Genomic DNA, 19,894 nt, shown 5'->3' with positions numbered 1-19,894 from the left:
ATACGGAACTATGGAGCAGCGAAACTACGGCGCCGGTTCCGAGCCGGCGCGCTGCGCCTCGCGGAACGCCTGCAGCGCACTCAGCCGGGCGCGCTTGAGCGCCTCACCCAGCTCCGCCCCCTGGAAGCCCTGCTCCAGCAACGGCTGCACGCCGACGCCGCGCGCCACGGCCGCCGCCGCGCGCAGGTAGTCGGCCTGCGGATAGGGCTGGCGCTCGAGGCCGAGGCGGCCGCGCGCGTCCATCTCGCTGGCGGCGATGAAGGCCTCGAAACGCTCCGGCCGCCGGTACAGATCGAAGTGCTGGAACAGCTCGGCCAGGGTCTGCGCGCGCAGCTCCCGGGCGCGGTGCGCATGGGTGTGATACTCGCCGACCAGCAACGCCAGCTCGGCACAGTCGCGCGGCGCCTTGCAGCGCGCGTTGACCGCCTCGATCAGGCGCAGGCCGCGCTGTTCGTGGGCGATGTGCCGTGGCCAGTGTTGCGGGTCGGTCAGCCCCTTGCCGAGGTCGTGGAGCAGGCACGCCCAGCGCACGGCCAGCGGCTGGTCGTGCTCGGCGCACTGGCGCAGGGTCATCAGCACGTGCTCGCCGGTATCGATCTCCGGGTGATGCAGGGCCGGCTGCGGCACGCCGAACAGCGCCTGCACCTCCGGCAGCAGCTGCTGCAGGGCGCCGCAATCGCGCAGGATCTGCACGAACACCTCCGGGCGTGGCTCCATCAGCGCGCGGGCGATCTCCTTCCACACCCGCTCGGCGGTCAGCTCGGCCAGTTCGCCGGAAGCGGCGATCTCGCCCATCAGCGCCAGGGTTTCCTCGGCGACGCGGAAACCCAGCGGTGCATAGCGTGCGGCGAAGCGGGCGACCCGCAGCACGCGCAGCGGATCCTCGGCGAAGGCCGGCGAGACGTGGCGCAGCAGGCGCAGGGCGAGATCGTCCCGGCCGCCGTAGGGGTCGATGAGCCGCCCCTCGGCGTCCTCGGCGATGGCGTTGATGGTCAGGTCGCGGCGTATCAGGTCTTCCTCGAGGGTGACCTCGGGGCTGGCGTAGAAGGTGAAGCCGCCGTAGCCGCGCCCGCTCTTGCGTTCGGTGCGGGCGAGGGCGTACTCCTCGCCGCTCTGCGGATGGAGAAACACCGGGAAGTCGGCACCGACCGGGCGGTAGCCCTGGGCAATGAGCTCTTCGGCGCGGGCGCCGACCACCACCCAGTCGGTTTCCGTGACCGGGCGGCCGAGCAGGCGGTCGCGCACGGCGCCGCCCACCTTGTAGATCTGCATGGCATGTCCTGCAAGCAGCATGGGATTGGCGCAGAGGATAACGCGCCGCCGCGCGCAGGGCGACGACGGCGGCGCGGCGAGTGCGCGGCGGTTCTCAGACCGGGCGGGCGATTAGGTCGAAGTGGCTGGCCTCCGCCTCGCGTTCGCGGCGCGGCGGCATGTGCTGCACGGCCACGCGCTGCTCGCCCTGCATGCTTTCCAGGTGCACGTCGAAGCCCCACAGGCGGTGCAGATGGCGGAGCACATCCTCGGTGGAGCTGCCCAGCGGCTTGCGCTCGTGCTGGTAGTGGCGCAGGGTCAGCGAGCGGTCGCCGCGGCGGTCGACGTTCCAGATCTGCACGTTGGGCTCGCGGTTGCCGAGGTTGTACTGCGCCGCCAGGTGGTCGCGGATGATCCGGTAGCCGTTGTCGTCGTGGATGGCGTCGACCAGCAGCTCTTCCTGCTGGTCGTCGTCGCGGATGCTGAACAGGCGGAATTCGCGGATCAGCCGCGGCGAGAGGAACTGCTGGATGAAGCTTTCGTCCTTGAAGTTCTGCATGGCGAACTTGAGGGTGGCCAGCCAGTCGCTGCCGGCGATGTCGGGGAACCAGCGGCGATCCTCCTCGGTCGGCTCCTCGCAGATGCGGCGGATGTCGCGGTACATGGCGAAGCCCAGCGCGTAGGGGTTGATGCCGTTGTAGTAGGGGCTGTCGAACGGTGGCTGGTAGACCACGCTGGTGTGGTACTGGAGGAACTCCATCATGAAGCCGTCGGTGACCAGCCCCTCGTCGTAGAGGTCGTTGAGCAGGGTGTAGTGCCAGAAGGTGGCCCAGCCCTCGTTCATCACCTGGGTCTGGCGCTGCGGATAGAAGTACTGGGCGATCTTGCGCACGATGCGCACCACCTCGCGCTGCCAGGGCTCGAGCAGCGGCGCGTGCTTCTCGATGAAGTAGAGGATGTTTTCCTGCGGCTCGGCCGGGAAGCGCTTGCCGTCATCCTCGCGCCCCTTGCCGGCGCCCTTGGGGATGGTCCGCCACAGGTCGTTGACCTGCTGCTGCAGCTGCTCCTCGCGATCCTTCTGGCGGCGGCGTTCCTCCTCGGCGGAGATCGGATAGGGCCGCTTGTAGCGATCGACGCCGTAGTTCATCAGCGCGTGGCAGGAGTCGAGCAGGTCCTCCACCGCGTCGATGCCGTGGCGCTCCTCGCACTTGTCGATGTACTGCTTGGCGAACACCAGGTAGTCGATGATCGAGCGGGCGTCGGTCCAGCTGCGGAACAGGTAGTTGCCCTTGAAGAAGCTGTTGTGGCCGTAGCAGGCGTGGGCCACCACCAGCGCCTGCATGCACATGGTGTTCTCTTCCATGAGGTAGGCGATGCACGGGTCCGAGTTGATCACGATCTCGTAGGCCAGGCCCATCTGCCCGCGCTTGTAGCCCTTCTCGGTGCTGAGGAAGTGCTTGCCGTAGGACCAGTGGTGGTAGCCGATCGGCATGCCTACCGAGGCGTAGGCGTCCATCATCTGCTCGGCACTGATCACCTCGATCTGGTTGGGGTAGGTGTCCAGCGCATAGCGCTCGGCCAGGCGGGCGATCTCGCGGTCGTAGGTGCGGATCAGGTCGAAGGACCATTCCGAGCTGGTGGACAGGGGCTGGCCTTTCTTGGCGCGAGGGCTCATGCGGCGACCCTCCTCTGGAACAGTTCGCGGAACACCGGGTAGATGTCGGCGGCGGAGACGATCTGCTGCTGGGCGAAGCTGTCGGGGAAGGCCTCGCTGACCTGCTCGTACTCGTGCCACAGCGCCTGGTGCTCGCGCGGGGTGATCTCGACATAGCTGAAGTACTGGACGAACGGCATGATCTGGCGCATCAGGATGTCGCGGCAGACCGGCGAGTCGTCGTTCCAGTTGTCGCCGTCCGAGGCCTGGGCGGCGTAGATGTTCCATTCGTTGACCGGGTAGCGTTCGGCTAGCACCTCCTGCATCAGCTTGAGGGCGCTGGAGACGATGGTGCCGCCGGTTTCCCGCGAGTAGAAGAACTCCTGCTCGTCGACCTCCTTGGCGCTGGTGTGGTGGCGGATGAACACCACCTCGATCTTGTCGTAGCTGCGCTTGAGGAACAGGTAGAGGAGGATGAAGAAGCGCTTGGCAATGTCCTTGGTGGCCTGGGTCATCGAGCCGGAGACGTCCATCAGGCAGAACATCACCGCCTTGGAGGTGGGGTTGGGCTGCTTGACCAGCAGGTTGTACTTGAGGTCGAAGGTGTCGAGGAACGGCAGGCGCTCGATGCGCGCGCGCAGCCCGGCGATCTGCTCTTCCACCTCGCGGATTTCGCCAAAGTTGTCCGGCTCCTCGCGCTTGAGTCGCTCCAGTTCGGCCTTCAGTTCGCGCAGGTGGTTGCGGCTGGAGCCGGACAGGGCGATGCGTCGGGCGTGGGCCGAGCGCAGGGTGCGCACGATGTTCAGGCGCGCGGGGGTGCCCTCGCTGCTGATCCCGGCGCGCACGGTCTTGAAGCTGTCCATGCCGGTCAGATGCTTCTTCACCAGGTTGGGCAGCGCCAGGTCCTCGAACATGAAGTCGAGGAATTCCTCCTGGGTGATCTGGAAGACGAAGTCGTCCTCGCCCTCGCCGGAGTTGCTGGCCTTGCCCTGGCCCGAGCCGCCACCGCCGCCACCGGAGGGTCGCGGGATGCGCTCGCCGGCGGTGAACTCCTTGTTGCCCGGGTGGATGATGGTCTGCCGGCCGCCGCGGCCGTGGTGCAGCACCGGCTCGTCGATATCGCGAGAGGGGATGCTGATCTGCTCGCCGTGCTCCATGTCGGTGATCGAGCGCCGGCTGACGGCCTCTTCCACCGCCTTCTTGATGTGGTCACGGTACCGGCGCAGGAAGCGCTGGCGGTTCACCGTGCTCTTGTTCTTGCCGTTCAGTCGTCGGTCGATGACGTAACTCATGGCGTGCTCCGGTGCTGACTGGAGGCCGGAGGGACAGCCCGGAGCGTGACGACTCCCGCGCGGTGCTCCGGGCTGGATCTTTCCCTAGATTACTACTGCGACTTGCGCACGCGCAGATACCATTCGGCGAGCAGGCGCACCTGTTTCTCGGTGTAGCCGCGCTCGACCATGCGCCGCACGAAGTCGTTGTGTTTCTGCTGCTCGTCCTTGCTGCCCTTGGCGTTGAAGCTGATCACCGGCAGCAGCTCCTCGGTGTTGGAGAACATCTTCTTCTCGATCACCGCACGCAGCTTCTCGTAGGACAGCCACGACGGGTTCTTGCCGTTGTTGTTGGCCCGGGCACGCAGCACGAAGTTGACGATCTCGTTGCGGAAATCCTTCGGGTTGCTGATGCCGGCCGGCTTCTCGATCTTCTCCAGTTCCTCGTTGAGCGAGCCGCGATTGAGGATCTCGCCGGTCTCCGGATCGCGGTATTCCTGGTCCTGGATCCAGAAGTCGGCGTACAGCACGTAGCGGTCGAAGATGTTCTGCCCGTACTCGCTGTAGGACTCCAGATAGGCGGTCTGGATTTCCTTGCCGATGAACTCGACGTAGCGCGGCGCCAGGTATTCCTTGAGGAAGCGCAGGTAGCGCTCGCGGGTTTCCGCCGGGAACTGCTCCTGCTCGATCTGCTGCTCGAGCACGTAGAGCAGGTGCACCGGGTTGGCCGCCACCTCGTGGGGGTCGAAGTTGAACACCTTGGAGAGGATCTTGAAGGCGAAACGGGTCGACAGGCCGTTCATGCCCTCGTCGACGCCGGCGGCGTCGCGGTATTCCTGGATCGACTTGGCCTTGGGATCGGTGTCCTTGAGGTTCTCGCCGTCGTAGACGCGCATCTTCGAGTAGATGTTGGAGTTTTCCGGCTCCTTCAGGCGGCTCAGTACGGTGAACTGGGCGAGCATCTTCAGGGTGTCGGGTGCGCAGTGGGCGCTGGCCAGCGAGCTGTTGACCAGCAGCTTGTCGTAGATCTTGATCTCGTCGGTGACGCGCAGGCAGTAGGGCACTTTGACGATGTAGATGCGGTCGATGAACGCTTCGTTGTTCTTGTTGTTGCGGAAGCTGTGCCACTCGGCCTCGTTGGAGTGGGCCAGCAGGATGCCGCTGTAGGGGATCGCGCCGAGGCCTTCGGTGCTGTTGTAGTTGCCTTCCTGGGTGGCGGTCAGCAGCGGGTGCAGCACCTTGATCGGCGCCTTGAACATCTCGACGAATTCCATGATGCCCTGGTTGGCGCGGCACAGCGCACCGGAGTAGCTGTAGGCGTCCGGGTCGTTCTGCGGGAATTCCTCCAGCTTGCGGATATCGACCTTGCCGACCAGCGCGGAGATGTCCTGGTTGTTCTCGTCGCCCGGCTCGGTCTTGGCGATGGCGATCTGGTTGAGGATCGACGGGTACAGCTTGACCACGCGGAACTTGCTGATGTCGCCGCCGAACTCGGTGAGGCGCTTGGCTGCCCACGGCGACATGATCGAGCTCAGGTAGCGCTGCGGGATGCCGTACTCTTCCTCGAGGATGGCGCCGTCCTCGTCCGGGTTGAACAGCCCCAGTGGCGACTCGAACACCGGCGAGCCCTTGATCGCGTAGAAGGGGATGTGCTCCATCAGGTGCTTGAGTTTTTCCGCCAGCGACGACTTGCCGCCGCCCACCGGACCCAGCAGGTAGAGGATCTGCTTCTTCTCTTCCAGGCCCTGGGCGGCATGGCGGAAGTAGGAGACGATCTGGTCGATGCAGTCTTCCATGCCGTGGAAGTCGGCAAACGCCGGATAGCGGCGAATCACCTTGTTGGAGAAGATCCGCGACAGTCGCGGGTCGCTGGCCGTGTCGACCAGTTGCGCTTCGCCGATGGCCTTGAGCATGCGCTCGGCGGCGCTGGCGTAGGTCAGCGGATCCTGCTTGCACAGGTCGAGATACTCCTGCAGGGAGTATTCCTCCTGGCGCGTCGTTTCGTAGCGTTGTTGGAAATGGCTGAAAATGCTCATGACGTCACCTCGCTCGATGCCTTAACCGGACGCGGGCCTCGGGCGGGCATGAGCAGACCGGTGCGCGGCGCCGACCTGCCTGACCCCTCTCTCGACCCCCAATGGTCGTACTACCTGCCTGGAAGCCGGTGGTCCGGCTTTCCTTTTTGCAAATCGCTTGAGATGAGCATAGACCTGCTTTGTCGCGAGCGCAGCAGGAAAAATCGGCTGACGGGTGAGCGGAAGGGCGAGCGGTTCAGTCGTCCTGGCCGCGGGCGACCTCGTCCGGATAGCGGCTGTTCCACAGCTCGAAGCCGCCATCCAGGCTGTAGACGTCGCTGAAGCCCTGGTGGGCAAGATAGGCGGCGGCGCTCTGGCTGGAGTTGCCGTGGTAGCAGACCACCAGCAGTGGCGCATCGAGATCGGCGCTGGCGATGAAGTCGGCCAGCGAGTGGTTGTCCAGGTGGCGTGCGCCGCGGATGTGACCGTTGGCGAAGCTGTGCGGGTCGCGGATGTCGACCACCGTGGCGCCATCCAGGCGCAGGCTGTGTGCGCTGACGGGGTCGATGCGCTTGAATTCGCTCATGGTTGCTCCTTGTGGCAACTGCAGGTGTGGCGCTCGCCGCTGTCGACGTTGAGCAGGGTCAGGTTGGCGCCCCACACGCAGCCGGAGTCCAGTGCCTCGACGCCGGGCTCGCTGCAGCGGCCCTGCAGGGCGGCCCAGTGGCCGAAGATGATCCTCTGCCCGCGGGTCCGGCGGTTGGGGTGACTGAACCAGGGCGCATAGCCGCTCGGCGCGGTGCCCAGGCCTTCCTTGCTCTTCAGGTCGAGACGACCGTCGGCGGTGCAGAAGCGCATGCGGGTGAAGTAGTTGGTGATGGTGCGCAGCCGGGTGACTCCGTGCAGCGTGCTGTCCCACTTGTTCGGCTCGTTGCCGTACATGCCGTCGAGGAACAGTGGCAGGCGGGCGTCGTCGCGCAGGGCTTCCTCGACCTCGGCCGCGCGCTTGCGCGCCTTCTTCAGGGTCCACTGCGGCGGGATGCCGGCATGCACCAGGGTGATCTGGCGCTGCTCGTCATGATGCAGCAGCGGCAGGTGGCGCAGCCAGTCGAGCAGCTCGTCGCGATCCGGCGCGTCGAGGACTTCGCGCAGGGTGTCGCCCTTCTTCAGGCGCTCGACGTTGTGCGCCACCGCCAGCAGGTGCAGGTCGTGGTTGCCGAGCACGCTGGTCACCGACTCGCGCATGGCGAACAGGAAGCGCAGGGTTTCCAGCGACTGCGGGCCGCGGTTGACCAGGTCGCCGACCAGCCACAGGTGGTCGCGAGCCGGATCGAAGGCCACCCGTTCGAGCAGGCACTTGAGCGGCCGCAGGCAGCCCTGCACGTCGCCGACGGCGTACAGCGTCATCAGTGCAGGGCTCCGGGCACGGCGAGACGGAACGGCTGGATCGGCGCGGCGAAGCCGTGGCCGTCGCCGGCCTGCATGCCGAAGCTGCCGTGCATGCTGCCGACCGGCGTCGCCAGCACGCAACCGCTGGTGTAGGTGTGGCTCTGCCCGGGCTGCAGCAGCGGCTGCTCGCCGACCACGCCGGGGCCGCGCACCTCCTGCACCTTGGCGTTGCCGTCGGTGATGATCCAGTGGCGGGTCAGCAGCTTGGCGGCGAGCAGCCCGCTGTTGCGGATGGTCACCGTGTAGGCGAAGGCGTAGCGCTCCTGGTCGGGCAGCGACTGCTCGGGCAGGTGGCGGGTGACGACGCTGACGTCGATCTGGTAGCGCGGATCCGGTGTGGTCATTGTTGAGGTGGCTTCGGGCGGCATGACATAAAAGCTTAGCGATTCACTCGGCTGGTGTCTGCAGGGCCAGCTGGTCGGCCAGGCGCACGAAGGCGGCCAGGTCCAGCTGCTCCGGGCGCAGGCTGCCATCCACGCCGGCGGCCTCGATGGCCTGGGCGTCGAGCAGCTGCTTGAGGGTGTTGCGCAGGGTCTTGCGCCGCTGGTTGAAGGCTTCGCGCACCACGCGTTCGAGCAGGCGATGATCCTTGGCCGGGTGCGGCAGTACCGCGTGCGGCACCAGGCGGACGATGGCCGAGTCGACCTTGGGCGGCGGGTTGAAGGCGCCCGGGCCGACGTTGAACAGGTGCTCGACCCGGCAGTGGTACTGCACCATGATCGACAGCCGCCCCCAGTCGCCCCCGCCGGGGCCGGCAGCCAGGCGCTCGACCACTTCCTTTTGCAGCATGAAGTGCATGTCCTCGATGATCGCGGCATGCTCCAGCAGATGGAAGATCAGCGGCGTGGAGATGTTGTAGGGCAGGTTGCCGACCACGCGCAGCTTGTTGCCGTCCGCCACCAGGCTATTGAAGTCGAACTTCAGCGCGTCGCCGGCGTTGAGGGTGAAGTTCGCGTCGCTGCCGAAGCGCATCTCCAGTAGGGGCAGCAGGTCCTTGTCCAGCTCGATCACGTCCAGCCTGGCGCCGCTGCCGAGCAGACCTTCGGTGAGTGCACCCTGGCCGGGGCCGATCTCCACCATGTGCTCGCCCGCACGGGCATGGATGGCGCGCAGGATGCGGTGGATGACGCCGGCGTCGTGCAGGAAGTTCTGGCCGAAGCGCTTGCGGGCGCGGTGTTGGTACAGCTCGGACATCGGGGGACTCCAGGCCTGGAGCGGCAAGCGTCACGCTTGAGTCCAGGGCGAAAAAGACGAAGGCGCGCAGTTTACACCAGCGAACGCGCTGGCCGGCGGGGGCTCTGTCGGCTGGTGGGCCAGCGGCAGGTGGGAAGATTAGCGGACGCTTGGCCGGCAGGCCTGGCAGGGTGGAAAAGGCCCGTGGCCGCTCGCCACCCGGCGCCTGGCGTGTCAGCCGGCCTGCCGCGCGCCGCCAGTCATCTGGTAGGCGGTTTCCAGCGCCACCTGCAGGCTGCCGGTGTCGATCCGGCCGCTGCCGGCCAGATCCAGCGCGGTGCCATGGTCGACCGAGGTGCGCACGATCGGCAAGCCGAGGGTGACGTTGACCGCGGCGCCGAAGCCCTTGTACTTGAGCACCGGCAGCCCCTGGTCGTGGTACATGGCCAGCACCGCGTCGCAGTGCTCGAGGTGCTTGGGGGTGAACAGGGTGTCGGCCGGCAGCGGGCCGATCAGCTCGAGGCCGTCCGCGCGCAGGCGCGCCAGGGTCGGCTCAATGATGTCGATTTCCTCGCGGCCCAGATGGCCGCCCTCTCCGGCGTGCGGGTTGAGGCCGCAGACCAGGATGCGCGGCCGGGCGATGGCGAACTTGTCCTGCAGATCGGCGTGCAGGATACGGGTGACCCGCTCCAGACGTTCGACCGTGATGGCGTCGGCCACCGCGCGCAGCGGCAGATGGGTGGTGACCAGCGCCACGCGCAGGCCGCGGGTGGCCAGCATCATCACCACCTGTTCGGTGCGGGTCAGCTCGGCGAGGAATTCGGTGTGTCCGGAGAAGGGGATGCCCGCTTCGTTGATCACGCCCTTGTGCACCGGCGCGGTGATCATCCCGGCGAAGTCGCCGCTGACGCAGCCGTTGCCGGCGCGCAGCAGGGTTTCCAGCACGTAGCCGGCATTGCGCGGATCGAGCTGGCCGGCGACCACCGGTGCGGCCAGCGGCGTGTCCCAGACGTACAGGCTGCCGGCCGGCGCCGGAGTGTCCGGCCAGGCACCGGGGCCGACCGCCAGCAGGGCGATGTCCAAGCCCAGCTGCGCGGCGCGCTCGGCGAGCAGCGCGCGGCTGGCGATCGCCACCAGGGCGTGGGGCTGCGCCGCGCGGGCCAGCAGCAGGCACAGGTCGGGACCGATGCCCGCCGGCTCGCCGGGGGTCAGGGCGAAGCGCGGCGCGTCACTCACAGGCGGGTTTCCACGTAGGCTTCGTCGCGGATCTGGCGCAGCCAGTTCTGCAGTTCCTCGTCGTACTTGCGGTTGCGCAGCAGGTTGCGCGCCTGCTGCTCGCGCGCCTCGCCGCTGGCGTCGCTGGTGCGGCGATCCAGCACTTCCAGGACGTGCCAGCCGAACGGGCTGCGGAACGGCTGCGACAACTCGCCGATCCGGCTGTCGGCCATCACGGCGCGGAACTCCGGCACCAGGGCGTTGGGGTCGATCCAGTTGAGGTCGCCGCCGTTGAGCGCCGAGCCCGGATCTTCGGAGAAGCTCTTCGCCAGGGCGGCGAAATCCTCGCCGCCGCGCAGGCGCTGGTACAGGCGTTCGGCCAGCTGGCGGGTTTGCTCGTCGCTGCGGATCTCGTTGGGCTTGAGCAGGATGTGGCGTACGTGCACTTCCTCGCGCAGCACGCCCTGCTCGCCGCCGCGCTTGTCGAGCAGCTTGAGCATGATGAAGCCGGCCGGGGTGCGCACCGGCTCGCTGACCTCGCCGACGCTGAGGGCGCCGATCATGCCGTCGAACGGTGGCGGCAGCTGGGCGGCCTTGCGCCAGCCGATCTCGCCGCCCTCGAGGGCGTTCTCGCTGGCCGAGCGGGCCGCCGCCAGGCGGGCGAAGTCGGCACCGCGTTGCAGCTGGGCATGGATCTCGCGGGCCTGGCGTTCGGCATCCTGGATCGCCTGGGCCGAGGCGCCTTCGCTCAGCGGGATGAGGATGTTGGCCAGGCGGAACTCTTCCGACAGCTGCAGCTTGCCCAGATCGGAGGCGAGGAAGTTCTCCACTTCCTGCTCGCTGACCTGGATGCGCTCGGCCACCCGGCGCTGGCGCACACGACTGATGATCAGCTCGCGGCGCACCTGCTCGCGGGCCTCGTCGTAGGACAGGCCGTCGCGGGCGAGGGCGGCACGGAACTGGTCGAGGGTCAGGTTGTTGCGCTGGGCGATGGTCGCCAGCGCCTGATTCAGTTCCTCGTCGGCGATGCGGATGCCCGAGCGTTCGCCGATCTGCAGCTGCAGGTTCTCGACGATCAGGCGCTCCAGCACCTGCGGGGCGAGCGTCTCGCGCGGCGGCTGTTCGCCGCTGCGCTTGGCGAGACTCTGCTGCACTTCGGCGAGGCGGCGGTCGAGCTGGCTCTGCATGATCACGTCGTTGTCGACGATGGCCACCACGCGGTCGAGCGGGCGGACTTCGGCATACGCCGTGGAACAGAGCAGCAGGGCACCCAGCGCGAGCGGGCGCAGACAATCAGAAAGCTTGGTCTTCACGTTCACGGTAACCTTGAATGCCTTGGTCGAGGAAGGACTCGGTCTTGTTGCCGACGATGCCGCCGAGCCCCTTGAGGACGATCTGCAGGAAGATGCCGCGATCCGCCTCGTCGTTGCGGCTCGGGTCGAGGCTGGTTTCGTCGTAGTCGACCCAGTAGCGGTTGATCAGGCGCAGCTTCCAGCAGCAGCTGTCGTACTCGAAGCCACCGAAGGCCTCGAGGGTGCGGTTGCGGCTGTAGTCGTGCTGCCAGCGGGCGATCACGCTCCACTGCGGCGCCACCGGCCAGATGGTGGAGAAGTCGTGCTGCTGGATCTTGTAGTAGTCCTTGATGTAGCCAGGCGTGCCGGGGGTACCGAAATCGCCGCCGCCGACCACCCAGTTGCCGGTGGACTGGTCGTAGTGCACGGTGTCGTTGCGATAGCGATAGCCGAGGTTGACCACCTTGTTCGGGTTGTCTTCCGGCTGGTAGTGGAACATCGCGCTGCCCGAGCGGGTGCGGTGGGTATCCGGGTCCCAGTTGAAGTCGGAGCTCAGGCGCCAGTCGCGGTTGAAGCGGTACAGGTACTGCAGGGCGTAGGGCGACTGCGAGGCGGTGGCGTCGGCACGGGTGCGGTAGTCGATGCCGGGCATCTGTACCTTGCGGTCCTCGAAGTAGAACGCCTGGCCGAGGCTGATGGTCTGCCGTTCGAAGCCGTTGGCCTGGATCCAGCGGCTGGTCACGCCCAGCGACAGCTTGTTCTCGTCGCCGATGCGGTCCTTGCCGGAGAAGCGGTTGTCGCGCCACAGCGAGGAGTAGCTGAAGGTGCTCTCGCCGGTGTCGAAGATCGGGATGTCGGCCTGCTCTTCTTCCGGCACGTACAGGTAGAAGGCGCGCGGTTCGAGAGTCTGCCGCGAGCCCTGGCCGAACATCGCGGTGTCGCGGTCGAAATACAGGCCGCTGTCGAGGCTGTAGACCGGCACGCCGCGGTCCGGCGCGTCGTCGAAGCTCTGTCCGGCGGCGGCGATCTGGCTCCTGCCCTGCGCGTCGAGGCTCAGGTCGTAATCGGTATACAGGTACTTGACCGACGGCTTGACGAAGCCCCAGCTCGACTCCAGCGGCAGGCTGAGGCCCGGCTCCAGGTGCAGGCGGTCGCCGTTGGCGCGGGCCAGGCCGCGGATGTTGTTGTCGTACCAGCTTTCCGCGACGCCGTCTTCGTTGAAGAAGCTGCCGTTGCGCAGGTCGCGGTCGAAACGCACGAACTCGCTGCCGTAGCTGACGCGCAGGCCGCCCGGCTGGAACGGCAGGGCGCCGTCGAGGGTCAGCTGCGGCAGGCGATCGTACGGGGTGATGTCGACCACGTTGGTCGGCTCGTAGGCGTGAGCGGCCAGCTTGAGGGTGTAGCTGTCGCCGCGCCAGCTCAGGCTGCCGCGCTGGTTGATGAAGTCCGGCTGGTCGATGCCCAGGTCGGTATCCAGATCCTGGAAGTAGTACGGGTCGCTGATGTCGGTGTAGTCGACTTCGGCCAGCAGGCGCGAGTCCAGCCCGCCCCTGTGCTGCCAGCTGTACATCCAGCGCTGGTCCTCGTACTCGGACTGCAGCTCGCGGTCGTCGTTCTGGTCGTCCAGCCAGGCGCCACCGACCTGGCCCTCGCTGCCCGGGGTCAGGTAGCGGAACTCGCCCTCCGTCAGCAGGCCGCGGTCGACCATGTAGGTCGGATACAGGGTCGCGTCGTAGTTGGGCGCCAGGTTGAAGTAGTAGGGCGTCTGCAGGGTGAAGCCGTTGTCGCTCGAGCTGCTGAAGCTCGGCGGCAGGAAGCCGGACTGGCGACGGTCATCGATCGGGAAGTAGATGTACGGGGTGTAGAACACCGGCACATCCTTCACCCGCAGGGTCACGTTGGTCGCCGTGCCGAAGCCGGTGGCCGGGTTCAGGGTGATGTTGTTGCCCTTCAGGTGCCAGGTGTTCTCGCCCGGCTCGCAGCGGGTGTAGGTGCCGTCCTTGAGGCGCACCACGGCATCCTCGCGGCGCTTGACGTACTCGGCGCTGCCGCGGGCCTTGGCGGCGTGCACCACGTACTCGGCGTTGTCGACCACCGCCTCGCCGTTGTCCAGCTGCAGCTGGGCGTGGTCGCCGACCACCAGGATGCCCTTGTCACGCAGGCGCACGTTGCCGTTCAGCTCGCCGCGGTTTTCCAGCTGGTGCAGGCTGGCCTCGTCGGCCTCGGCCTGCATGCTGCCCTGGCGCAGCACCACGTCACCGGCGAGGGTGGTGGTCTCGGTCTGCTGCTCGAAGCGGGTGGCTCGCGAGGACACGAAGGTCGGCGCCTCGCCCATCGGCGTGTCGTCGTCCATGCCCGGCCGCTTCGGCTCGACATAGGTGCCGGCGCAGTAGGGGGCGATCTCCTTCAACTGGGCCTTGCTCAGCTGCGCGCGCGGCACCCAGTCGAGGTGACTGTAGTCGGCGCTGCGCGAGGCCAGGGCCCGACCGCCATTGTCGCTGGCCAGCGGGGCTGCTGCGTCAGCGGGTGCCGCTGCCGGCGCGGCGCGCTGCGCGCTGTCGCCGCTGACGGCGCTGGGCTGCGGGCGTGGCGGCAGGGTGCCGGCGGCGGCCTTCGGCGTGCAGGCCCAGCCGCCGGTGGCGGAAACCTGGCAGGCGAACTGCTCGGCGGCGTGCAGGAGCGGAGCGGAACCCAGGGCCAGCAGGCTGCCGGTGACCAGGAGGGGGAATTTTCTGCGGAACAAGGGGGGGGTAAGTGCCATCTTATTGATGTCCGGGCTTCCTGCGCGCCAACAGCCTGTGCGGCCGCACGCCTTTCGATGGGCTGGAGTAAGATCCGCGATAATAAAGCAATCTATCACGCAACGGCTAGGTCCGAAGGGGAGCCCGCGAATGTCTGTGGATGTACGATTCGAAAATCTGGTGCGCTGGCTGGACCTGGAGCTGCCGCAGGTGTTTGCCGCGCGCGGCTGGGGTACGCCCGGCGCTGCGCGGCTGACCCCGGCGAGCAGCGACGCCAGCTTCCGCCGCTACTTCCGCTGGGAGGACGGCATACGCAGCCTGATCGTGATGGACGCGCCACCGCCGCAGGAAGACTGCCGGCCGTTCGTCAAGGTCGCCGGCCTGCTGGCCGCGGCCGGCGTGCACGTGCCGGAGATCCTCGCCGGCGACCTCGAACAGGGTTTCCTGCTGCTGCCCGATCTCGGCCGGCAGACCTATCTGGAAGTGATCGACGCGGACAACGCCGACGCCCTGTTCGAGGACGCGCTGCAGGCGCTGGTGGCCTTCCAGCGCCTGCCGGTGCAGGGCCAGCTGCCGGCCTACGACGAGGCGCTGCTGCGCCGCGAGCTGCAGCTGTTTCCCGACTGGTACCTGCAGCGTCACCTCGGGGTGCACCTGGAAGGCGCGGCGCTCGAATGCTGGAACGCCACCTGCGATCTGCTGGTGGCCAGCGCCCTGGCCCAGCCGCGGGTGCTGGTGCATCGCGACTACATGCCGCGCAACCTGATGCTCAGCACGCCCAACCCCGGGGTGCTGGACTTCCAGGACGCGGTGTACGGTCCGGTCAGCTACGACGTCACCTGCCTGTTCAAGGATGCCTTCCTCAGCTGGCCGCAGGCGCGCGTCGACGCCTGGCTGGCGCGCTACTGGCAGCTGGCGCAGGCCGCCGGCATCCCGCTGCCGGCCAGCTTCGCCGCGTTCCAGCGCGCCAGCGACTTGATGGGCGCGCAGCGCCACCTCAAGGTGATCGGCATCTTCGCGCGCATCTGCCACCGCGACGGCAAGCCCAAGTACCTCACCGACGTGCCGCGCTTCTTCGCCTACCTGCAGGAGGTCATCGCCCGCCGGCCGGAGCTGGCGCCGCTGGCCGAGCTGCTCGCCGGCCTGCCCAAGGAGCCTGTTGCATGAAGGCGATGATCCTCGCCGCCGGGAAGGGCGAGCGCCTGCGTCCGCTGACCCTGCACACCCCCAAGCCGCTGGTGCCGGCCGGCGGCGTGCCGCTGATCGAGTACCACATCCGCGCCCTGGCGGCGGCGGGCTTCCGCGAGCTGGTGATCAACCATGCCTGGCTCGGCCAGCAGATCGAGGACCACCTGGGCGGCGGCGAGCGCTTCGGCGTGCGCATCGCCTACTCGGCCGAGGGCGAGCCGCTGGAGACCGGCGGCGGCATCCATCGCGCCCTGCCGCTGCTCGGCGCGGCGCCCTTCCTGCTGGTCAACGGCGACATCTGGACCGACTACGACTTCGCCGGCCTGCGCCGCAGTCCTGCAGGGCTGGCCCACCTGGTGCTGGTGGACAATCCGGCCCACCACCCCGAGGGTGACTTCTGCCTGCAGGACGGTCGGGTCGGCGCCCGTGGCGCGCAGCCGGGGCTGACCTACAGCGGCATCGCGGTGCTCGACCCGGCGCTGTTCGTCGGCTGCCAGGCGGGGGCGTTCAAGCTGGCGCCGCTGCTGCTCGACGCCATGCGCCTCGGCCAGGTCAGCGGCGAACACTTTCGCGGCCGCTGGGTGGACGTCGGCACCCACGAGCGTCTCGCCGAGGTCGAGCGCCTGCTGGCGGAGCGCGGCTGATGCTGTGGCCGGCCAGCGTACTCGGCGGCCTGGCCGGCTTCACCCTGGCCAGCATTCCCGGCGCGCTGCTCGGCGGCCTGCTCGGCCGCTGGCTGGATCGCCGCCTGCAGCTATACGACTGGCATGACCTGCGCGAGCGCTTGTCCGGCCTGTCCGCCGAGCAGCGCGATGCCCGCCTGCTGCTGCAACTGCTCGGCCGCGTGGCGGCTGCCGATCCGCCGCAGGCGGCGGCCCAGCGCCGCCTGCTGAGCCAGGAGGCGCAGCGCCTGGCGCTGAGTCCGGTGCTGGCCCACGAGGCCTTCGCCCGGGGGCGCGAGGACCTGCAGCTGGAGCGCACCCTGCGTCGCCTGCGCCAGCGTCCGGCGCGCATCGACACCGTGCTGCGTGCCTGCTGGCGCATGGCCTGGGCCGGCGGTCACTGCACCCCGGCGGCGCGCGCCCTGCTCGGCGTGTGGGCCGAGTTGCTCGGGCGCACGCCGGCACAGCTGGCGGCCCTGGAGGCCTCGGCGCGCGGGCTGGGCCTGGCCGCGCCGGGCGAAGATGCCTATCGCCGGGCGCTGCGGCTGCTCGGCGTCGGGCCCGATACCCCGCTGGCCGAGATCCGCCAGGCCTATCGGCGCCAGCGCAGCCGCCATCACCCGGACAAGCTGGCCAGCGCCGATGCCGCGCAGCTGGCGCAGGCCACCGAGAAGACCCGCCAGCTGCAGGAGGCCTGGGAACTGATCAGCGCGCGCCACGGCCGCGGCTGAGGACTGCGGTTTGCCGCGCGGATCGGGTAGGCTGGCGACTTGCGTGCCCCGTCGCGGGGGCGCCCCCGCCGGGCTTCTGGAGTCCTTGCATGCACCTGCTCGCACGTCTGCCGCGCTGTCTGCCGGCCATCCTGCTGCTGGTCGGTCTCGGCCTGCCCGGCGCCTGGCTGGCTGCCGAACCGTCGCTCGGCAGCCCGGATGCGGCGCAGCGCCAGTGGCTGGCCGAGCATCGGCAACTGCAGGTCGGCGTGGTGCTGCAGGCGCCCTACGCCCAGTTCGAGCGGCGCCGCCGCGAGCAGCAGCTGAGCGGCGCCCACGTCGAGCTGATGGAGGCGCTGGCTGCCTCGCTCGGCGTGTCGCTGAACTGGCATTCCTACCCGGACCCGGCGGCGCTGGAGGCGGCGCTGCAGCGCGGCGAGATCGAACTGGCGCCGGGCCTGCAGCAGACGCCGGGCGGCCTGCGCCTGTGGCGCTACTCCGACCCCTATCTGCGCATCCCGCACCTGATCGTCGGCGAGCGCAGCGGCGCGGCGGCGGTCCGCCTCGATCGCCTGAGCCTGCGCGAGCCGGTGGCGGTGCGCGATGGCAGTGCGGTGCAGCGCTTTCTGCGCAGCAGCCACGCCAACCTCGAGTTGCGTGCGGCGCCCTCCGAACGCCAGGCATTGCGCCAGGTGCTGGCCGGCGAGGCCAGCTACGCGGTGCTCGACGAGGCGCAGTACGCCCGCCTGGCGCTCGAGGCCGAGTTCGCCGGTCTGCAGGTGCTCGGCGATGTCGGCTACCCCCTGCTGCTGCGCATCGCCGTGCGGCGCGACCAGGCGGAGCTGGCCGGCCTGGTCGATCAGGCCTTGCGCAACCTGCCGGCCGCGCAGCTCGAGGCGCTGCAGCGGCGCTGGCTGCGCGCGGCCGTGCCGGGTCTGGGCGAATCGGCCGGCTTCTGGCGCAGTCTGGCCCTGCTGCTGGCGCTGCTGCTGCTGGCCCTGCTCGGCGCGGCCTGGTGGCTGCGCGAGCAGCACAGCGAGCTGGAGCGGCGCCTGTCGGCCGCCCGCCAGGATCTGCAGCGCCGCGAGGCGACCGAGCAGAAGCTGCGCCTGACCCAGTTCTCCATCGACCACAGCACCGTCGGCATCCTCTGGGTCAACTGGGACAGCCACGTGCGCTACGCCAACCGGGCCGCCGAGCAGCTGCTCGGCTATGCCGCCGGGGCGCTGGTCGAGCGGCCGCTGCGCGACATCGAGCCGCAGCTGGACATGGATCGCTGGCTCGCGCTGTGGAAGCGCGCCCGCGCCGCCGGCGAGGAGGCGCTGGGCTTCGAGACCCGCTGCCGGCGCGCCGACGGCAGCTGGCTGCCGACCGACGTCTCGATCGGCTTCCTGCGCTTTCGCGATACCGAGTACCTGGTGGTCTACCTCACCGACGTCACCGAGCGGCGCCGTGCGCGTGCCGCGCTGGAGGAGAGCGAGGCGCGCCTGAAGGGCATCGCCGGCAACGTCCCCGGCCTGCTGTTTCGTCTCGAGCGCGCCGCCCCCGGCGCCGAGGTGCAGCTGTCGTTCATCGGCGAGGGCAGCGCCGGGCTGGTCGGCTACCCGGCGGCGACCCTGCTCGAGCCGGGTCGCGGCATCCGCAGCCTGGTCCACCCGGACGAGCGCGAGGGCTACTGGAGCAAGCAGCAGGCAGCGCTGGCCGGCGACCGCGACTGGCACTGGCAGGGGCGCCTGCTGACCCGCGACGGCACGCCGATCTGGGTCGACATCAAGGCCACCGCGCGGCGCCTGGAGGACGGCCGGGTGGTGTGGGACGGCATGGTCTGGGACATCAGCGAGATCAAGCAGACCGAGCTGGCGCTGGCCGAGTCGCGGGTGCAGCTGCGCGAGCTGGCCGCGCACCTGGAAAGCGTGCGCGAGGAGGAAAAGGCGCGCATCGCCCGCGAGGTGCACGACGAGCTGGGGCAGATGCTCACCGTGCTCAAGCTGGAACTGTCCATGTGCCAGCTGGCCCACGGCGAACTCGACGCCGACCTGCGCCAGCGCCTGCAGCACATGAGCAAGCTGCTCGCCCAGCTGTTCCAGGTGGTGCGCGACGTGGCCACCGCGCTGCGCCCGCCGATCCTCGACGCCGGCATCGCCTCGGCGATCGAGTGGCAGGCGCGGCGCTTCGAGGCGCGCACCCAGATTCCCTGCCTGGTCGAGGTGCCCGAGCAGCTGCCGCCGCTCGGCGACGCCAAGGCCACCGGCCTGTTCCGCGTGTTGCAGGAGGCGCTGACCAACATCATGCGCCATGCCCAGGCGCACAGCGTGGAGGTCAGGCTGAGCCGCGAGGCGGATGAGTTGCAGCTCAGCATCAGCGACGATGGCGTCGGTTTCGATCCGGCGCAGATCCGCCCGGGCTCGTTCGGCCTGGTCGGCATGCGCGAGCGGGTGGCCATGTTCGGCGGCAACCTGCGGCTGGACAGCACCCCGGGGCAGGGCACTACCCTGTACGTGAGGGTTCCCCTCGATGCACAGGCAGAGGAGACGGCATGATTCGGGTACTGGTGGCCGAAGACCACACCATCGTTCGCGAGGGCATCAAGCAGCTGATCGGCATGGCCAAGGATCTGTGCGTGGTCGGCGAGGCCGGCAATGGCCAGCAGCTGCTGGAGATCCTCCGCCACACGCCGTGCGAGGTGGTCCTCCTCGACATCTCGATGCCCGGGGTCAACGGCCTCGAGGCGATCCCGCGGATCCGCGCGCTGAGCCAGCCGCCGGCGATCCTCGTGCTGTCGATGCACGACGAGGCGCAGATGGCCGCCCGCGCGCTGAAGATCGGCGCCGCCGGCTACGCCACCAAGGACAGCGACCCGGCGCTGCTGCTCACCGCGATCCGCAAGGTCGCCGCCGGCGGCCGCTACATCGACCCGGAGCTGGCTGACCGCATGGTCTTCGAGGTCGGCCTGACCGACTCGCGGCCGCCCCACGCGCTGCTCTCCGAGCGCGAGTTCTCGGTGTTCGAGCGCCTGGTGCGCGGCGCCAACGTCAACGAGATCGCCCAGCAGCTGGCGGTCAGCAACAAGACCGTGAGCACCCACAAGGCGCGCCTGATGCAGAAGCTCGACGCCCACTCGATGGCCGACCTGGTGCGCTACGCCATGGAGCACAAGCTGGTCTGAAAGCCTGCCTAGGATCTGCTGCGCGTCGGCCATGCTGCGTTGAAACGCAGCGCAGCGGAGTAACAGCCGCAGGCTGGCCCGCAGGGCGAGCGGAGCGAGTACTGCTC

General features: G+C 68.7%; 16 protein-coding genes. 5 read left to right on the top strand and 11 right to left on the bottom strand.

Annotated elements, in window-relative coordinates:
- Positions 1 to 24: 24 nt before the first annotated feature.
- From BM297_RS11275 to BM297_RS11225, 11 genes are all read right to left on the bottom strand, one after another.
- Positions 25 to 1,272 (bottom strand): multifunctional CCA addition/repair protein, encoded by a 1,248-nt coding sequence (locus tag BM297_RS11275; protein ID WP_092431486.1) that lies wholly within the window; start codon positions 1,270 to 1,272, stop codon positions 25 to 27.
- A gap of 94 nt (positions 1,273 to 1,366) precedes the next feature.
- Positions 1,367 to 2,926 (bottom strand): SpoVR family protein, encoded by a 1,560-nt coding sequence (locus BM297_RS11270; RefSeq protein ID WP_092431483.1) that lies wholly within the window; start codon positions 2,924 to 2,926, stop codon positions 1,367 to 1,369.
- Positions 2,923 to 4,197 carry a YeaH/YhbH family protein gene (locus tag BM297_RS11265; RefSeq protein ID WP_092431480.1) on the bottom strand — a complete coding sequence of 425 codons (1,275 nt, stop codon included), beginning with the start codon at positions 4,195 to 4,197 and terminating at the stop codon, positions 2,923 to 2,925. Before BM297_RS11265 ends, BM297_RS11270 begins: the two co-directional genes overlap by 4 nt.
- Before the next feature lie 92 nt (positions 4,198 to 4,289).
- Positions 4,290 to 6,212, bottom strand: a complete 1,923-nt coding sequence (locus BM297_RS11260; protein WP_092431477.1) for a PrkA family serine protein kinase — start codon at positions 6,210 to 6,212, stop codon at positions 4,290 to 4,292.
- Positions 6,213 to 6,447: 235 nt separating this feature from the next.
- Complete coding sequence (glpE, locus tag BM297_RS11255; RefSeq protein ID WP_092431474.1) at positions 6,448 to 6,777, bottom strand: thiosulfate sulfurtransferase GlpE; 330 nt, start codon at positions 6,775 to 6,777, stop codon at positions 6,448 to 6,450.
- Positions 6,774 to 7,598, bottom strand: coding sequence for a symmetrical bis(5'-nucleosyl)-tetraphosphatase (locus BM297_RS11250; RefSeq protein ID WP_092431471.1), 825 nt, complete (start codon positions 7,596 to 7,598; stop codon positions 6,774 to 6,776). Before BM297_RS11250 ends, glpE begins: the two co-directional genes overlap by 4 nt.
- Positions 7,598 to 7,984 (bottom strand): Co2+/Mg2+ efflux protein ApaG, encoded by a 387-nt coding sequence (apaG, locus tag BM297_RS11245; RefSeq protein WP_090312691.1) that lies wholly within the window; start codon positions 7,982 to 7,984, stop codon positions 7,598 to 7,600. The genes BM297_RS11250 and apaG overlap by 1 nt, the downstream gene beginning before the upstream one ends.
- A 43-nt stretch (positions 7,985 to 8,027) precedes the next feature.
- Positions 8,028 to 8,834: a 16S rRNA (adenine(1518)-N(6)/adenine(1519)-N(6))-dimethyltransferase RsmA gene (rsmA, locus tag BM297_RS11240; RefSeq protein ID WP_092431468.1), complete on the bottom strand. Its 807-nt coding sequence runs from the start codon at positions 8,832 to 8,834 to the stop codon at positions 8,028 to 8,030.
- Positions 8,835 to 9,047: 213 nt separating this feature from the next.
- The gene (gene pdxA, locus BM297_RS11235; protein WP_092431465.1) at positions 9,048 to 10,049 is read right to left on the bottom strand and encodes a 4-hydroxythreonine-4-phosphate dehydrogenase PdxA; all 1,002 of its coding nucleotides are present in this window, start codon (positions 10,047 to 10,049) and stop codon (positions 9,048 to 9,050) included.
- The gene (locus tag BM297_RS11230) at positions 10,046 to 11,341 is read right to left on the bottom strand and encodes a peptidylprolyl isomerase (protein ID WP_175526639.1); all 1,296 of its coding nucleotides are present in this window, start codon (positions 11,339 to 11,341) and stop codon (positions 10,046 to 10,048) included. Before BM297_RS11230 ends, pdxA begins: the two co-directional genes overlap by 4 nt.
- Positions 11,322 to 14,081, bottom strand: coding sequence for an LPS-assembly protein LptD (locus BM297_RS11225; RefSeq protein WP_092431459.1), 2,760 nt, complete (start codon positions 14,079 to 14,081; stop codon positions 11,322 to 11,324). Before BM297_RS11225 ends, BM297_RS11230 begins: the two co-directional genes overlap by 20 nt.
- Positions 14,082 to 14,211: 130 nt before the next feature.
- On the opposite strand from BM297_RS11225, the gene BM297_RS11220 reads away from it, so the two are divergent.
- From BM297_RS11220 to BM297_RS11200, 5 genes are all read left to right on the top strand, one after another.
- Positions 14,212 to 15,228 carry an aminoglycoside phosphotransferase family protein gene (locus BM297_RS11220; protein ID WP_092431455.1) on the top strand — a complete coding sequence of 339 codons (1,017 nt, stop codon included), beginning with the start codon at positions 14,212 to 14,214 and terminating at the stop codon, positions 15,226 to 15,228.
- Positions 15,225 to 15,893: an N-acetylmuramate alpha-1-phosphate uridylyltransferase MurU gene (murU, locus tag BM297_RS11215; protein ID WP_092431446.1), complete on the top strand. Its 669-nt coding sequence runs from the start codon at positions 15,225 to 15,227 to the stop codon at positions 15,891 to 15,893. Before BM297_RS11220 ends, murU begins: the two co-directional genes overlap by 4 nt.
- Positions 15,893 to 16,642: a DnaJ domain-containing protein gene (locus BM297_RS11210; protein WP_092431440.1), complete on the top strand. Its 750-nt coding sequence runs from the start codon at positions 15,893 to 15,895 to the stop codon at positions 16,640 to 16,642. The genes murU and BM297_RS11210 overlap by 1 nt, the downstream gene beginning before the upstream one ends.
- An 89-nt stretch (positions 16,643 to 16,731) precedes the next feature.
- The gene (locus tag BM297_RS11205) at positions 16,732 to 19,161 is read left to right on the top strand and encodes a PAS domain-containing sensor histidine kinase (protein ID WP_092431437.1); all 2,430 of its coding nucleotides are present in this window, start codon (positions 16,732 to 16,734) and stop codon (positions 19,159 to 19,161) included.
- Entirely contained in the window at positions 19,158 to 19,787 is a 630-nt protein-coding gene (locus BM297_RS11200) for a response regulator (protein WP_092431435.1), read from the top strand. The genes BM297_RS11205 and BM297_RS11200 overlap by 4 nt, the downstream gene beginning before the upstream one ends.
- Positions 19,788 to 19,894: the final 107 nt, after the last annotated feature.

The organism is Geopseudomonas sagittaria (assembly GCF_900115715.1).
In the GTDB taxonomy this organism is placed as follows: Bacteria; Pseudomonadota; Gammaproteobacteria; order Pseudomonadales; family Pseudomonadaceae; genus Geopseudomonas; species Geopseudomonas sagittaria.
Note: the sequence above shows the minus strand (reverse complement) of the source record. Positions and strands in the feature narration are given on the sequence as shown.

Bases quoted from the DNA above. Each gene is read 5' to 3' on its own strand.
- apaG (WP_090312691.1), bottom strand. From the start codon at position 7,984: ATGACCACACCGGATCCGCGCTACCAGATCGACGTCAGCGTCGTCACC.
- BM297_RS11265 (WP_092431480.1), bottom strand. From the start codon at position 4,197: ATGAGTTACGTCATCGACCGACGACTGAACGGCAAGAACAAGAGCACG.
- BM297_RS11250 (WP_092431471.1), bottom strand. From the start codon at position 7,598: ATGACGCTGTACGCCGTCGGCGACGTGCAGGGCTGCCTGCGGCCGCTC.
- BM297_RS11220 (WP_092431455.1), top strand. From the start codon at position 14,212: ATGTCTGTGGATGTACGATTCGAAAATCTGGTGCGCTGGCTGGACCTG.
- BM297_RS11205 (WP_092431437.1), top strand. From the start codon at position 16,732: ATGCACCTGCTCGCACGTCTGCCGCGCTGTCTGCCGGCCATCCTGCTG.
- BM297_RS11225 (WP_092431459.1), bottom strand. From the start codon at position 14,081: ATGGCACTTACCCCCCCCTTGTTCCGCAGAAAATTCCCCCTCCTGGTC.
- BM297_RS11275 (WP_092431486.1), bottom strand. From the start codon at position 1,272: ATGCAGATCTACAAGGTGGGCGGCGCCGTGCGCGACCGCCTGCTCGGC.
- BM297_RS11260 (WP_092431477.1), bottom strand. From the start codon at position 6,212: ATGAGCATTTTCAGCCATTTCCAACAACGCTACGAAACGACGCGCCAG.
- rsmA (WP_092431468.1), bottom strand. From the start codon at position 8,834: ATGTCCGAGCTGTACCAACACCGCGCCCGCAAGCGCTTCGGCCAGAAC.
- glpE (WP_092431474.1), bottom strand. From the start codon at position 6,777: ATGAGCGAATTCAAGCGCATCGACCCCGTCAGCGCACACAGCCTGCGC.
- BM297_RS11200 (WP_092431435.1), top strand. From the start codon at position 19,158: ATGATTCGGGTACTGGTGGCCGAAGACCACACCATCGTTCGCGAGGGC.
- murU (WP_092431446.1), top strand. From the start codon at position 15,225: ATGAAGGCGATGATCCTCGCCGCCGGGAAGGGCGAGCGCCTGCGTCCG.
- BM297_RS11210 (WP_092431440.1), top strand. From the start codon at position 15,893: ATGCTGTGGCCGGCCAGCGTACTCGGCGGCCTGGCCGGCTTCACCCTG.
- BM297_RS11270 (WP_092431483.1), bottom strand. From the start codon at position 2,926: ATGAGCCCTCGCGCCAAGAAAGGCCAGCCCCTGTCCACCAGCTCGGAA.